At 64.0% G+C, this 13,555-nt stretch carries 13 protein-coding genes; 11 read left to right on the top strand and 2 right to left on the bottom strand.

Annotated elements, in window-relative coordinates:
- The first annotated feature begins 156 nt into the window (after window positions 1-156).
- The 8 genes from rsfS (at window position 157) to NKH19_RS04935 (ending at window position 8,531) form a co-directional block, all read left to right on the top strand.
- On the top strand, window positions 157-534 hold the full coding sequence (gene rsfS, locus NKH19_RS04970) for a ribosome silencing factor (protein WP_023758584.1): 378 nt from the start codon (window positions 157-159) through the stop codon (window positions 532-534).
- Window positions 535-590: 56 nt separating this feature from the next.
- The gene (gene rlmH / locus NKH19_RS04965) at window positions 591-1,073 is read left to right on the top strand and encodes a 23S rRNA (pseudouridine(1915)-N(3))-methyltransferase RlmH (protein WP_352864985.1); all 483 of its coding nucleotides are present in this window, start codon (window positions 591-593) and stop codon (window positions 1,071-1,073) included.
- A 178-nt stretch (window positions 1,074-1,251) separates the two neighbouring features.
- Window positions 1,252-2,589, top strand: a complete 1,338-nt coding sequence (locus NKH19_RS04960) for a murein hydrolase activator EnvC family protein (protein WP_352981888.1) — start codon at window positions 1,252-1,254, stop codon at window positions 2,587-2,589.
- The gene (locus NKH19_RS04955; RefSeq protein ID WP_056586250.1) at window positions 2,590-3,921 is read left to right on the top strand and encodes a S41 family peptidase; all 1,332 of its coding nucleotides are present in this window, start codon (window positions 2,590-2,592) and stop codon (window positions 3,919-3,921) included.
- 199 nt (window positions 3,922-4,120) lie between these two features.
- The gene (locus NKH19_RS04950; RefSeq protein WP_352864982.1) at window positions 4,121-5,296 is read left to right on the top strand and encodes a divergent polysaccharide deacetylase family protein; all 1,176 of its coding nucleotides are present in this window, start codon (window positions 4,121-4,123) and stop codon (window positions 5,294-5,296) included.
- Window positions 5,297-5,452: 156 nt separating this feature from the next.
- Window positions 5,453-5,968 carry an RNA pyrophosphohydrolase gene (locus NKH19_RS04945; protein ID WP_352864980.1) on the top strand — a complete coding sequence of 172 codons (516 nt, stop codon included), beginning with the start codon at window positions 5,453-5,455 and terminating at the stop codon, window positions 5,966-5,968.
- Between the two features lie 78 nt (window positions 5,969-6,046).
- Complete coding sequence (alr, locus tag NKH19_RS04940; protein WP_352864978.1) at window positions 6,047-7,186, top strand: alanine racemase; 1,140 nt, start codon at window positions 6,047-6,049, stop codon at window positions 7,184-7,186.
- Between the two features lie 88 nt (window positions 7,187-7,274).
- On the top strand, window positions 7,275-8,531 hold the full coding sequence (locus NKH19_RS04935) for a D-amino acid dehydrogenase (RefSeq protein ID WP_352864975.1): 1,257 nt from the start codon (window positions 7,275-7,277) through the stop codon (window positions 8,529-8,531).
- A gap of 132 nt (window positions 8,532-8,663) precedes the next feature.
- Here the strand turns inward: NKH19_RS04935 and NKH19_RS04930 are convergent, their stop codons facing one another.
- Window positions 8,664-9,545 carry a LysR family transcriptional regulator gene (locus NKH19_RS04930; protein WP_352864974.1) on the bottom strand — a complete coding sequence of 294 codons (882 nt, stop codon included), beginning with the start codon at window positions 9,543-9,545 and terminating at the stop codon, window positions 8,664-8,666.
- A gap of 162 nt (window positions 9,546-9,707) precedes the next feature.
- On the opposite strand from NKH19_RS04930, the gene NKH19_RS04925 reads away from it, so the two are divergent.
- Both NKH19_RS04925 and NKH19_RS04920 read left to right on the top strand, forming a co-directional pair.
- On the top strand, window positions 9,708-11,204 hold the full coding sequence (locus NKH19_RS04925; RefSeq protein WP_352864972.1) for a CoA-acylating methylmalonate-semialdehyde dehydrogenase: 1,497 nt from the start codon (window positions 9,708-9,710) through the stop codon (window positions 11,202-11,204).
- Window positions 11,205-11,613: 409 nt separating this feature from the next.
- Entirely contained in the window at window positions 11,614-11,817 is a 204-nt protein-coding gene (locus tag NKH19_RS04920) for a hypothetical protein (RefSeq protein ID WP_352864970.1), read from the top strand.
- A gap of 47 nt (window positions 11,818-11,864) precedes the next feature.
- On the opposite strand, the gene NKH19_RS04915 is transcribed toward NKH19_RS04920, so the two are convergent.
- Window positions 11,865-12,557, bottom strand: coding sequence for a GntR family transcriptional regulator (locus NKH19_RS04915; protein WP_352864969.1), 693 nt, complete (start codon window positions 12,555-12,557; stop codon window positions 11,865-11,867).
- A 69-nt stretch (window positions 12,558-12,626) separates the two neighbouring features.
- Between NKH19_RS04915 and NKH19_RS04910 the strand changes: the two genes are divergently transcribed.
- Window positions 12,627-13,520: a dihydrodipicolinate synthase family protein gene (locus tag NKH19_RS04910; RefSeq protein ID WP_352864967.1), complete on the top strand. Its 894-nt coding sequence runs from the start codon at window positions 12,627-12,629 to the stop codon at window positions 13,518-13,520.
- The last annotated feature ends 35 nt before the right edge of the window (window positions 13,521-13,555 follow it).

Raw genomic sequence — 13,555 nt, 5'->3', positions numbered from 1 at the left:
GAACGAGAATACGTTCGTGCCAGGCAGGTCCCGTCTTGAAACTGTAAGGGAACTCTGCCTATCTAAGTGGCGTCACCTGCTTTCAAGGGTGATTTGGTTGTTCTTGCTGCGAAAGGAAATACACTGAGAACAGCACTGCGGAAGAAGGCCGATATCATGCCTTCGCCGGCCAGGATCAGCGTAGACGACGCCGTGTCCCGCGCCATCAAGACAGTCCTTGCCAGTCTGGAAGACTCCAAGGCCGAAAACATTGTCTCCATCGACATCCAGGGAAAATCGAGCCTCGGCGACTACATGGTCGTCGCTTCGGGTCGATCGCACCGTCATGTCTCGGCTGTCGCCGATCACCTTCTCAAAGCGCTCAAGGATGCCGGGCTCGGCATGGCGCGCGTCGAGGGGTTGGCAGGTGCCGACTGGGTCCTGATCGATTCGGGCGACATCATCGTCCATGTCTTCCGCCCCGAGGTCCGCGAATTCTACAATCTTGAAAAGATGTGGCAGGCGCCGGATCTCGAGGAAGAGACCCTCCACTAAGCCGCCTTTGTTTTGATGCATGTCATCGCGTGCATCGGCGGCTTATAGGGGCAAGGATGAAGATATCAGTTCATGCCGTGGGCCGGATGAAAGCCGGCCCCGAGAAGCTGCTCGCCGACCGCTATTTCGAGCGCTTCGCCAAGAGCGGCCCGGCGGTGGGGCTTGAATTCGCCGGCATTGCCGAGATCGCCGAAGGTCGTGGTCAGACCGCCAACGAGCGGCGGCGCGAGGAAGGTCAGAAGCTGCAGGCGCAGTTGCAACCCGGCACAGCGCTGATCCTGCTCGACGAACGCGGCAAGAGTTTTTCCTCGGAAGATTTCGCCGGGCGCCTCGGCCTGTTGCGTGACGGTGGCCGCAAGGCGCTGATCATCGCCATCGGCGGCGCCGACGGCCACGACCAGTCGCTGCGCGATCAGGCCGACCTGGTGATGTCGTTCGGATTGCTGACCTGGCCGCACCAACTGGTGCGCGTGATGCTGGGAGAGCAGCTTTATCGGGTGGCCACCATCCTTTCGGGACATCCCTATCATCGCTCATAAACTGGTGAATTGGCGCGACCCGCCCGGATTTCCGCCCCAATGCCGCGCAAGATTGGACCTTTGGTCTTGCATTCGTTTTTCCCAAACCTACCACTTTTGGGCGACATGCATTCGGAAACGGGCCTCTCAAACATGGTTGATGGTTCGTTAACGAAGCCGCGGATAGAGTCGACACCGAATGTCTGAAGGTTGGAAATCGAGAACGGGCTCATGGCGCGCGCGCTGCGGCATCGCGGCGGCGGTGCTTGTCCTGTCGCTGCATGCGGGGCGGGCCGAGAACACGCTCGACATGGCTCCCGATCCGGACCAGAGCAAGGCGGAATACGAGCAGGTCTCGAAGGAGATCACGCTGTCGTCGGAACGGTTGGCCAAGCTCTCCGCCGACATCGCGACCATCAAGAAGGATCACGCTTCGATCACCGCAGCCCTGATCCAGTCGGCGATGACCGAGCAGAAGCTCGGCCAGGACATAGAGGACATCGGCGCAAGGCTCGAAGGGCTGAAGGGCCAGGAACAGAAGATCCGCGTCTCGCTTGCGTCTCGACGTGACGTGCTGGCCGAAGTGCTGGGCGCGCTGCAGCGCATGGGGCTGAACCCGCCGCCGGCGATCCTGGTCAAGCCAGAGGACGCGCTGTCGTCGGTGCGCAGCGCCATCCTGCTCGGCGCCGTCGTGCCGGAACTGCGTCAGCAGACCGAGGGCCTGTTGGCCGATCTCAAGGAGCAGTCGCGGGTCACGGCCTCGATCGAGGCCGAACGAGCGCGGCTGACGGCGGCGGTCGGCGATCAGACGACGGAAAAAAGGCGTCTGAGCATGTTGCTGGAGGCCAAGCAGAAGCTCGAAGCCGACACGCAATCCCAAATGGCCGCTGAAAAGCAGCGATCCGAGGCGCTGGCGGCCAAGGCCGGCAGCTTGAAGGAATTGATCGCATCGCTCGAAGCGCAGGCCGACAAGACCCGCAAGGCAGCCGATGCGGCCAAAGCCGCCGAGCAGAAGACGGCGGACGGCGACAAGCCATCAACGCCGGCGGAACTGGCGTCGCTGCCGGTGCCGGAAGGCAATCGGCTTGCCGCCGCGGCACCTTTTTCAGCGTTGCAGGGACAGATCGCGCTGCCGGTGACCGGCCGCATCAAACGGCGATTCGGCGCCGATGATGGTAACGGCGCGATGATGCTTGGCGACATGGTTGCGACACAATCAGGAGCCATCGTTACCGCGCCGGCGGATGGGAATGTGCTTTATGCGGGGCCGTTTCGCTCTTATGGTCAACTCTTGATCCTTAACGCAGGCGACGGCTATCATGTCGTTTTGGCGGGGATGAGCAGAATCAGCGTCGCGACCGGTCAATCAGTGCTCGCAGGAGAGCCGATCGGCGCGATGGGAGAGGCCAGGGTGGCGAGCACCTCGGTTTCGAAGAATGGAAATGCCACGCCGGAGCTCTATGTCGAGTTCCGCAAGGATGGAAAACCCGTCGATCCGGCCCCATGGTGGGCGGACCGTTTTTCTGGAAGGACGTGAATAATGCGGAAACTGTCGCTTCTGTTTGCCGGTGCGCTGATGGGCGCGTCCGCCATGAGCCTTGTTTATGGTACGCCCGGCTCGGCGGCGAACGCCGCAGGGTCGGAGACCTACAAGCAATTGGCGATCTTCGGCGATATCTTCGAGCGGGTGCGGGCACAGTATGTGACGCCGCCCGACGACAAGTCGCTGGTCGAGAACGCCATCAACGGCATGCTCGCCTCGCTTGACCCGCACTCCTCCTACATGAACGCCGAGCAGGCGCAGGATATGCGCGTCCAGACGAAGGGCGAGTTCGGCGGCCTCGGCATCGAGGTCACCATGGAGAACGATCTGGTCAAGGTGATCACGCCGATCGACGACACACCGGCCGCCAAGGCAGGCGTGCTGGCCGGCGACTATATCGCCAAGATCGATGGCGAAGAGGTTCGCGGCCTCACCCTCAACGACGCGGTCGACAAGATGCGCGGCCTGGTCAACACACCGATCAAGCTTACCATCCTGCGCCAGGGCGCCGACAAGCCGATCGAACTGACGGTCGTGCGCGACATCATCAAGGTCAAGGCGGTCAAGTTCCGGGTCGAGAACGACATCGGCTACATGAAGATCACCTCCTTCACCGAAAAGACCTATGACGACCTCGAGAACGCCATCGATACCATCAAGAAGCAGGTGCCGGACGACAAGCTCAAGGGCTATGTGCTCGATCTGCGCCTCAATCCTGGTGGCCTGCTCGACCAGGCGGTGAGCGTGTCCGATGCGTTCCTCAACCGTGGCGAGATCGTCTCGACGCGCGGCCGCGATCCCAAGGACGTCACTCGCTTCGACGCCAAGCCCAAGCAGGTCGACGACATCAACGGCAAGCCGATGATCGTTCTGGTCAATGGCGGTTCGGCCAGCGCGTCGGAAATCGTCGCCGGCGCGCTGCAGGATCTGCGCCGTGTCACGGTGGTCGGCACGCAGTCCTTCGGCAAGGGTTCGGTGCAGACCATCATTCCGCTCGGCGAGAATGGCGCGCTCAGGCTGACGACGGCGCTCTATTACACGCCGTCCGGCAAGTCGATCCAGGGCAAGGGCATCACGCCCGACATCAAGGTCGACCAGCCGCTGCCGCCGGAACTGCAGGGCAGGGACCTGACGCGCGGCGAATCCGACCTCAAGGGCCATATCAAGGGCGCCGACGAGAGCACGACCGGTTCGGGCTCGGCGGCCTATGTGCCGCCGGATCCGAAGGACGATCTGCAGCTCATCTATGCCGAGCAGCTGCTGCGCGGCCAGAAGACCGATCCGTCCTTCCCGCCCAATCCGCAGAAGGCCGTTCTCAACCAGTAGCGGTGGGGCCGGACAAGTAGGTCTGGCCGCCCGATGGAAGCAATGCGATGCTGCCGGGACCGAAAGGTTCCGGCAGTTTGATTCGGGGGCAAGGCAAAGCCCCAAACACGGCGCCAGGGGTGCGCCAGGATTGATGAATTCGCGCATGTCCTTTCGAAGCGGTTTCGTCTTCGAAGCTGATGCGCCCCGGGGATTAGGCTTGGCTGATATAGGCAAGGACATCGAACGCCCGCTCGGACAGGCTGTCAGGTCGCCGCGCGCTGCCGGCAGCAAGGTCAGCGGCGGTGCGATCATGGCGACCGTGGCCGTGTTGGCGGTGGTCGGCGTCTCCGGCGCGATCGCGCTCCGGGAAAAGCCGTTCCGAAAGCCGCGAGAGGTTGCCGTTTCGACGCCGAAAGTAACAGCGGCGGCCGAACCCGCTGCCGCATTGGCCCCAGTGACGGCACCGAAGACGGAGACGCCGACAAAGACAGGCGGGCCGCGGATCATCCACGTGCAGACGGAAGAGGGCGATGGCCCGCCCAAGGCGGCGATCGTCATTCGCGACCCGTCGACCATCGGCCAGAACCTGAAGATCGCGCATATTCCCGACAGGGCGCTGATCGAAGCCAGCGATACCGGACCCTTGCCTGTGCGCGCCGCCGATGGAAGGCGGCCGTTCGACGTCTATGCGCGGCCCTGGTCGGGCGGGCGCGGCGCGCGGGTGGCGATCGTCATCGGCGGGCTTTCCGTTTCGCAGACAGGCACCCAGGCGGCCATCGCCAAGCTGCCGGCGGAAGTGACACTGGCCTTCGCGCCGCAAGGCAACAGCATCGGCCGCTGGATGCAGGCCGCCCGGCAAAGCGGCCACGAGATCGTCATGCAGGTGCCGCTCGAACCGTTCGACTATCCGAACATCAATCCCGGCCGTAACACGCTGACGGTGGCGGCGAGCGCGGACGAGAATTTGAAGAACCTGCATTGGGCGCTGTCGCGGACGACCAACTACACCGGCGTCATGAACTATATGGGCGCGCGCTTTTCCGCCGACGCGGCGGCGATGGAGCCGTTCATGGCCGAACTCGGCAAACGCGGCCTCGCTTATATCGATGACGGATCGTCGGCGCGCAGCCTGGCGCCCGACCTCGCGCTCAGGGATGGCGTGCCCTTCGTTTCCGGCGACATGGCGATCGATGCGGTGCAGGATCGCGGCGAAATCCTCAAGAAACTGGACAGTCTCGAAGCGACCGCGCGGGCCAAAGGCACTGCCGTCGGCATCGGCTCGGCCTTCGACCTGACGGTCGACACCGTGTCGTCGTGGGTGGTCGAGGCAAAGAAGCGCGGCATCGAGATCGTGCCGATTTCAGCGGTGGCGATTGATCCGCAAAAAGGCTAACAGCCGTCTTGATAATTCTACTCCGGCGGGCATCTGGCGACGTTTTCTGCGCTTCCGGTGCTCACGTACTTTAAGTACGCTCCGCTCCGGTTCTCGAAACCGCTCGCCACCTGCCTCACCGGAGCGAATTCTCAAAACGGCTGGAGCCCATCACGCATGGCTAAAAAGATTGACCGCGAAACGCTGCCTTATCGCCCCTGCGTCGGATTGATGATCCTCAATGCCGAGGGCCTGGTCTGGGTCGGGCATCGCATTGCCGAGCCGGACAGCGAATTCGCCGGCACGACTCAGCTTTGGCAGATGCCGCAAGGCGGCATCGACAAGGGCGAGGAGCCGTTGCAGGCGGCCGAGCGCGAACTCTACGAAGAGACCGGCATGCGCGGCATCTCTTTGCTGGCCGAGGCGCCGGACTGGATCAACTATGATTTGCCGGACCATCTCGTCGGCATCGCCTTCAAGGGGCGGTATCGCGGCCAGACGCAGAAATGGTTCGCGTTTCGCTTCCACGGCGATGTCAGCGAGATCCAGATCAATCCGCCGCCGGGCGGCCACACCGCCGAGTTCGACAAATGGGCATGGCGGCCGATGCAGGATCTGCCCGACCTGATCGTGCCGTTCAAGCGCCATGTCTATGAGGATGTGGTGGCGGCATTTCGGCATCTGGTGCAATAGGCTCAACACAACGACCCTGGTTGCCGCGCCGGCCCGGCGGTCCTATTGATGTATGTATCCACTGCGCAAAGGGTCGCCATGAACGACGCCCCCAAAAGGTCGCTGCCCGAAGAGGTCACCGCCACAAGCGAAGTGGCGGCCGGCGCCGTCCTCACCATCGATCTCGGCGCGATCCGTGAAAACTACAGGCGGCTGAAATCGCGATTGGGCGATGTCGGCTGCGCTGGTGTGCTCAAGGCCGACGGCTACGGTGTTGGTGCCAGCCAGGTCGCGGCGGCGCTGCTGCGCGAAGGCTGCGATACCTTCTTCGTCGCGCTTCTGGCCGAAGGCGTCACCTTGCGCCGCTCGCTTGGGCCGGATCCCGCCATTTTCGTCTTGAACGGCATTCCGCCTGGTGCCGAACCGGACGCGGTGGCGGCAGATCTTTGCGCCGTGATCAACAGCCCGGAACAATTGGCGGCATGGCGCGTGGCGGCTCGGCGCGCCGGCCGAAAACTGCCGGCCGCGATCCAGGTCGACAGTGGCATGTCGCGGCTTGGCATGGCGCCCCTGGACGTGGAGCGCGTTGCCGCCGATCCGCATGCCTTCGACGGCATCGACATCCACTTCGTGATGAGCCATCTGGCCTGCGCCGACGAGCCGGAGCATCCGGCCAATGGGCGGCAGCGGCTGGCGTTCGAGCGGCTGCGCGCACTATTGCCGAAGGCGCCGGCCTCGCTCGCCAATTCGTCCGGCATCTTTCTGGGGCAGCGCTTCCACTACGATCTCGCCCGCCCCGGTGCCGCGCTCTACGGCATCAATCCGACACCGGCCAGGCCGAACCCGATGCTGCCGGTGGTACGGCTGGAGGCCAAGGTCGTGCAGACACGCATGCTGGAGGCCGGCGCCGGTGTCGGCTATGGCCACATGTTCCAAACGACGGCTCCGCTCGCTGCCGCGACGATCTCGCTGGGCTATGCCGATGGCTGGCACCGGCGGGCGGCGTCCGCAGCCTGGTTCGAGGGCGCGCGCCTGCCCTTCCTCGGGCGGGTGTCGATGGATTCGATCATTCTCGACATCTCCGCTCTGCCGTCCGGCAGGCTACGCGAGGGTGATCTCGTCGAACTGCTCGGTCCCTCACAAAGCGTCGATGTGGCTGCCGGTCATGCCGGCACCATCGGCTACGAGATCCTGACCAGCCTCGGCCCGCGCTTCCATCGGCGCTATGTCGATAGCTAACGCTTAGCGTGTAGCCCCTTGGCGGGCGCCACAGAATCCGGCAGACAGAAGATGGCCGGTTTGGGCGTCGCCGTGGGAGTGTTGTACGATGAAGATCATGGTGCTGGGCGGTGGCGTCATCGGGGTGACCACGGCGTATTATCTCGCCGAAGCCGGTCACGAGGTGACGGTTCTCGACCGCCAGAAAGGCCCGGCGCTGGAAACCAGCTTTGCAAATGCCGGCGAGATATCGCCCGGCTACGCCTCGCCCTGGGCCGGACCCGGCATTCCGCTGAAGGCGATCAAATGGCTGCTGATGAAGCATGGCCCGCTGGTGGTGCGGCCGGCCTTCGATCCGCATATGTGGACCTGGCTGATCAAGATGCTGCGCAACTGCACGGCCGAGCGATACGCGATCAACAAGGCGCGCATGGTGCCGCTGGCCGAATACAGCCGCGACACGCTGAAGGCGCTGCGCGAAGCGACCGGCATCGCCTATGACGAGCGGACCCAGGGCACGCTGCAGCTGTTTCGCACGCAAAAACAGCTCGACGGCACCGGCGGCGATGTCGAGGTGCTGAAGAAGTATGGCGTGCCCTACGAGATCCTCGACCAGGACGGCTGCATCGCGGCCGAGCCTGGCCTGGCCGGGGTGCGCGAAAAGTTCGTCGGCGGCCTCAGGCTGCCGCATGACGAGACCGGCGACTGCAAGCTGTTCACCGACAGGCTGGCCGAACTCTGCGTGGCGCGCGGCATCAAGTTCGAATACGACGTGACGATCTGGCGTGTCATCCGCAGCCGAAACCGCATCGCAAATCTCAGCACCAGCAAGGGCTGGAAGGCCGCCGACGCCTATGTGATGGCGATGGGCAGTTATTCGGCGGGTTTCATGCGCCGGGTGAAGCGGCCGATCCCGGTCTATCCGGTCAAGGGCTATTCGATCACCGTGCCGATCAAGGATGCCGCGGCGGCACCGGTGTCGACGGTGATGGACGAGACCTACAAGGTGGCGATCACCCGGCTAGGGAACCGCATTCGGGTTGGCGGTACGGCGGAGATTTCCGGCTTCGACCTCAGGCTGCATGAATCGCGACGGCGCACGCTGGAGCACTCGGTCGGCGATCTGTTTCCGGGCGCCGGCGCGATGCGGGACGCGACCTTCTGGTGCGGGCTGCGGCCGATGACGCCGGACGGCCCGCCGCTGATCGGCCGCACCGAGCTTTCCAATCTCTACCTCAACACCGGCCACGGCACGCTCGGCTGGACCATGGCCTGCGGCTCGGGCAAGGTTCTGGCCGATATCATCTCCAGCCGGGTGCCGGACATCGATGTCCGCGACCTCGCACAGGAGCGCTATCTGCGATAAAAGGTCGGAACGACTGCCGGACCCAGTCTTCGTAGAATGGGCGCCATTGGCGGACAAGGGTTGAGCGTGTGGTGAATTCGTTTGTGCTCGACCCGCCCCAGATGGCGGATTTATTTTGCCGGATTTGCGAAATCAGGTGAAGAGGCCCCGCTCCCGCTCCACCATCTTAGTGATGAAGCTGGCGACGATCTGGACGCGGCGCAGCGGCCTGACCGATTCGTGATAGACCAGCCAGTAGGCGCGACGGATGGGTGCGACCACATCGACCGGCACCAATTCCGGCATCGAGCGGGCGACGAAGGTGTGCAGGATGCCGATGCCGGCGCCCGAGCGCACCGCCTCGGCCTGGCCGAGTGCGGAGGAGATGGCGAAGCTGGTGCGCCAGTCGGCGCTGAACTCGGCCGCGTAGTCGAGCGAGGGACTGACGATGAGGTCCGGCACGTAGCCGATGAGGGTGTGCTGGCCAAGCTCGGCGGCAGTTTTGGGCAAGCCATGCGCCTCGACATAGGCGCGCGAGGCAAACAGGCCGAGCGAATAGTCGACCAGCTTTCCCGCCACCAGCCGGCCTTCGGTCGGCCGCTCGACGGTGATGGCGATATCGGCCTCGCGGCGCGACAGGGAGAAGGAACGCGGCACCGGCACAAGCTGGATCGTCAGTTCGCGGTGCAGCGCGGTCAGTTCGCCGAGGCGCTTGGCCAGGAAGGCGACGCCAAAGCCGTCCGGCGCGCCGATGCGCACCGTGCCGGAGACGTCGTCGCCTTCGCCGGCAATGGTCGAGCGCGCGGCGATCATGTCGCCCTCCATACGCTCGGCAATGTCGAGGAAGCGCTCGCCGGCCGGCGTCAGTTCGCTGCCGGTGGTCAGCCGGCGAAACAGTTTTGTGCGCAGCGCATCCTCGAGTGCGGCGATGCGGCGCGAGACGGTGGCGTGGTTGAGCTCCAGCCGTTTGGCCGCGCCAAGGATCTGGCCGGCGCGGGCCACGGCCAGGAAGATGCGGACGTCATCCCAGTTCATGGCGATCCTTGAAATGTATGTTGCGGTCTCATCATTTGCGGGAATTGATGCTCGCCCGTCAATCGTTATCTACTTTCCGCACAACGGTTGCGTTCTCCCTCGCGTTGCCATCGCCGCTGCAAAGGCGGACAATACGCCATCATAAACAAAGGGAGAGAAATCATGATCGACTACGGTCATTTCATCGGCGGCAAGCATGTCGCCGGGACCAGCGGCCGCAAGCAGGATGTCATGCAGCCGATGGACGGCTCCGTGCGCGGCACGGTGGCGCTGGCTTCGCAGGCGGAACTGCGCGCGGCGGTGGAGAATGCCAAGGCAGCGCAGCCGAAGTGGGCGGCAACGAACCCGCAGCGCCGCGTGCGCGTGCTGATGAAGTTCCTCGAACTCGTCGCCCGCGACTATGACGAATTGGCCGACATCCTGGCACGCGAGCACGGCAAGACGATCGCCGACGCCAAGGGCGACATCCAGCGCGGCCTCGAAGTGGTCGAAGTCTGCATCGGCGCGCCGCATATGATGAAGGGTGAATTCACCGACGGCGCCGGCCCCGGCATTGACGTCTATTCGATGCGCCAGCCGCTCGGCGTCGTCGCCGGCATCACGCCGTTCAACTTCCCGGCGATGATCCCGCTGTGGAAGATCGCGCCTGCCATCGCCTGCGGCAACGCCTTCATCCTGAAGCCGTCGGAGCGCGACCCGGGCGTGCCGATGCGCATTGCCGAACTGTTCCTCGAAGCCGGCCTGCCTGCCGGCATCCTCAACGTCGTCAATGGCGACAAGGACGTGGTCGACGCCATCCTCGACGATCCCGACATCAAGGCCATCGGCTTTGTCGGCTCGACGCCGATCGCCCACTACATCTATTCGCGCGGCACCGCCGCCGGCAAGCGCGTGCAGTGCTTCGGCGGCGCCAAGAACCACATGATCATCATGCCCGACGCCGACATGGACCAGACCGTCGACGCCCTGATCGGCGCCGGCTACGGCTCGGCCGGCGAACGCTGCATGGCGATCTCGGTGGCCGTTCCGGTCGGCAACGACACCGCCAACCGGCTGATGGAAAAGCTGATCCCGCGCGTCGAGAGCCTGAAGGTCGGACCTTCGACCGACTCTTCCGCCGACTTCGGCCCGCTGGTGACGGCGCAGGCGCTGGAGCGGGTCAAGGGTTATGTCGACACCGGCGTCAAGGAAGGCGCCAAGCTGGTCGTCGATGGCCGCGGCTTCTCCATGCAGGGTTATGAAGACGGCTACTACATGGGTGGCTGCCTGTTCGACAACGTCACGTCGGACATGCGCATCTACAAGGAAGAGATCTTTGGGCCGGTGCTCTCGGTGGTGCGCGCGCCGACCTATGAGAGCGCGATCAAGCTCGCCAACGACCACGAGATGGGCAATGGCGTCGCCATCTTCACCCGCGACGGTGACGCGGCGCGCGATTTTGCCTCGCGTGTCCAGGTCGGCATGGTCGGCATCAACGTGCCGATCCCGGTGCCGATCGCCTACTACACGTTCGGCGGCTGGAAGGCATCTTCCTTCGGCGACCTCAACCAGCACGGTCCGGACGCGTTCCGCTTCTACACCAAGACCAAGACGGTCACCTCGCGCTGGCCGTCCGGCATCAAGGACGGTGCGGAGTTCGTCATCCCGACCATGAACTAGACGGACGATTTCTTGCTTGCGCGTCCTCGCCTACCTACTGCCGCGGGCGGGCAGGCATCAAGAACAGTGCGGAATTCGTTATCCCGACGATGAACTGGCCGAACGACAATCGATTTTGAACTCAAGGCCCGGGCGCGCTGCGCCCGGGCCTTTTGCAATCCGGTCGCGGGCCGTATCGGCCTAAACGTTAATGTGATGGAACCGGACGGGCGTTTGTAGTCTTAAGTTTCAATCCTGCCGCGAAGGAGGTGCGGCAGATCAACCAACGGCGCTGGCGACAGCTTCGGGGGTACCGCGTGGCGCAAGGAGGTGTCTGATGACACGTCTCATGGCAATGATACTTTGTGCTGCGTCTTCGTCTTTTGCCGTCCCGGCCTTGGCGGCCGGACAATGCGCGGCCCGAGCGGACATGATCAAGGCGCTCGGCGAGAAGTTCCACGAAAGCGAGGCGGCGCGCGGCGTGGTCAACCCGAGCGTGATTCTCGAGATCTTCGTTTCCGACCAAGGCACCTGGACTATCCTGGCCACCGATACGCAGGGTCAGAGCTGCGTCATCACGGCAGGTGAAGGTTGGGACGGTCCTTTGGTGGAGGCTGCCTTGCCAGGCACCTAGACCGAAGCGTTGGAAAGACACCGAACGCCCGGCGGACCTAACGGCGCTCAGCGTGTCGCCGCCACCTCGGCGTGGCCGCGCAGCAGCGCCATCAGCCGCTTGGCGTCCTTGGCCGCGGCCTCCTCGTCGCCGTCGAGGATCGAGCGGATCAGAGCGACATGGTGTTCTGCCGATTCCGCCAAGCCGGTGTCGGCCTTGTAGCGGAACCAGAAGCGGCGGCTGTGGGTCTGCAAGGGGGCGGCCAGCCGAGCGGCGAACGGATTGTCGGCGGCCAGGGCCAGCGCCTCGTCGAGTGCCTTGTCGGCCTGGATGAAGGCAAGCACATTGCCCGCGATCACTGCTTTCTGCATGGCAAGGGCTGCTTCGTGAAACAGGTCGGCGGCTTCGCGGGTGACGAAGCGGGCGGCCGAGCGGGCCAGGACCACCTCGACACCGCGGCGCGCATCAAGCACGCGCAGCCAGTCGCCGGGATGGAGCGGAGCGATCGCGATGCCCGCGCGCGGCCGCACGTCGAGCAACCCTTCCCAGGCTAGCCGCTGGATCGCCTCGCGCACCGGTGTCCGCCCGAGCCCGAGCCTTTCGATCAGGGCGCCCTCGGTGACGAAGCTCGCAGGGGCCAGTTCAAGCGTGACGATCATGTGCTCGAGCACGTGATAGGCCTTGGTCGCGGCTGGCTCGGTCACGGTGCTGGCTTCCATGGATATCAAAGGCGCTCTCCTGATATATCTTGCATATATCATAACGGAATCCGTGTTGACAGGCCGTTTCTTAACAGATATACGGCTGATATATCAGATGGAGAGATGATCATGTGGAGCGGAGTTTTTCCAGCCGTCACGACCAAATTCACCGCGGATGATCGTCTCGATCATGCCGAGATGGAGCGCTGCTTCAACCTGCAGATGGAGGCTGGCTGCGACGGTATCATCGTTTGCGGATCGCTCGGCGAAGGGCCGATGCTGTCGCCCGACGAGAAGATCGAGGTGCTGAAGACCGCGCAGAAGGTCGCCGGCAAGAAGCCGGTGCTGCTGACGGTCAACGAGGCCGGCACACGCGAGGCGGCCAGCATTGCCAAGCGTGCGGCGAAAGAAGGCGCCAACGGCCTGATGGTCGTGCCGAGCCCGATCTACCACACCAATGCGGAAGAGACGGTCGCCGCACTTCGTGCCGTAGCCGAGGCCGGCGACCTGCCGGTCATGATCTACTCCAACCGGCTTGCCTACCGCGTCGACGTCACTGTGGACCAGATGGAGGAGTTGGCGTCGGACAAGCGCTTCGTCGCCATCAAGGAATCATCCGACGACATCCGCCGCTCGACCGAGATCATCAATCGCCTCGGCACTCGCTACGACCTGTTCACCGGCGTCGACAATCTCGCCTTCGAGGCGCTGTCGGTCGGCGCCATCGGCTGGGTGGCCGGGTTGGTCACCGCGTTCCCCCGCGAGACGGTCGCCATCTATCAGCTGATGAAGCAGGGCCGCCGCGAAGAGGCGCTTGCCATCTACCGCTGGTTCCGGCCGCTGCTCGATCTCGACGTCTCGACCTATCTCGTACAGAACATCAAGCTTGCCGAAGTGTTCGCGATCAACACCAATGATCGCGTGCGCATGCCGCGCCAGCCATTGTCGGGCGAGCGCCGCAAGGCAGTCGAGAAAATCGTCAAGGATGCGCTGGCGGTGCGGCCGACGCTGCCGTCGTTCTGAGGCTGACCGCAGGGTGAAGCGGGGCGGAGACTGGA

Source organism: Mesorhizobium sp. M1338 (assembly GCF_040318045.1).
In the GTDB taxonomy this organism is placed as follows: domain Bacteria; phylum Pseudomonadota; class Alphaproteobacteria; order Rhizobiales; family Rhizobiaceae; genus Mesorhizobium.
This window is presented reverse-complemented; position numbering and strand designations above follow the sequence as displayed.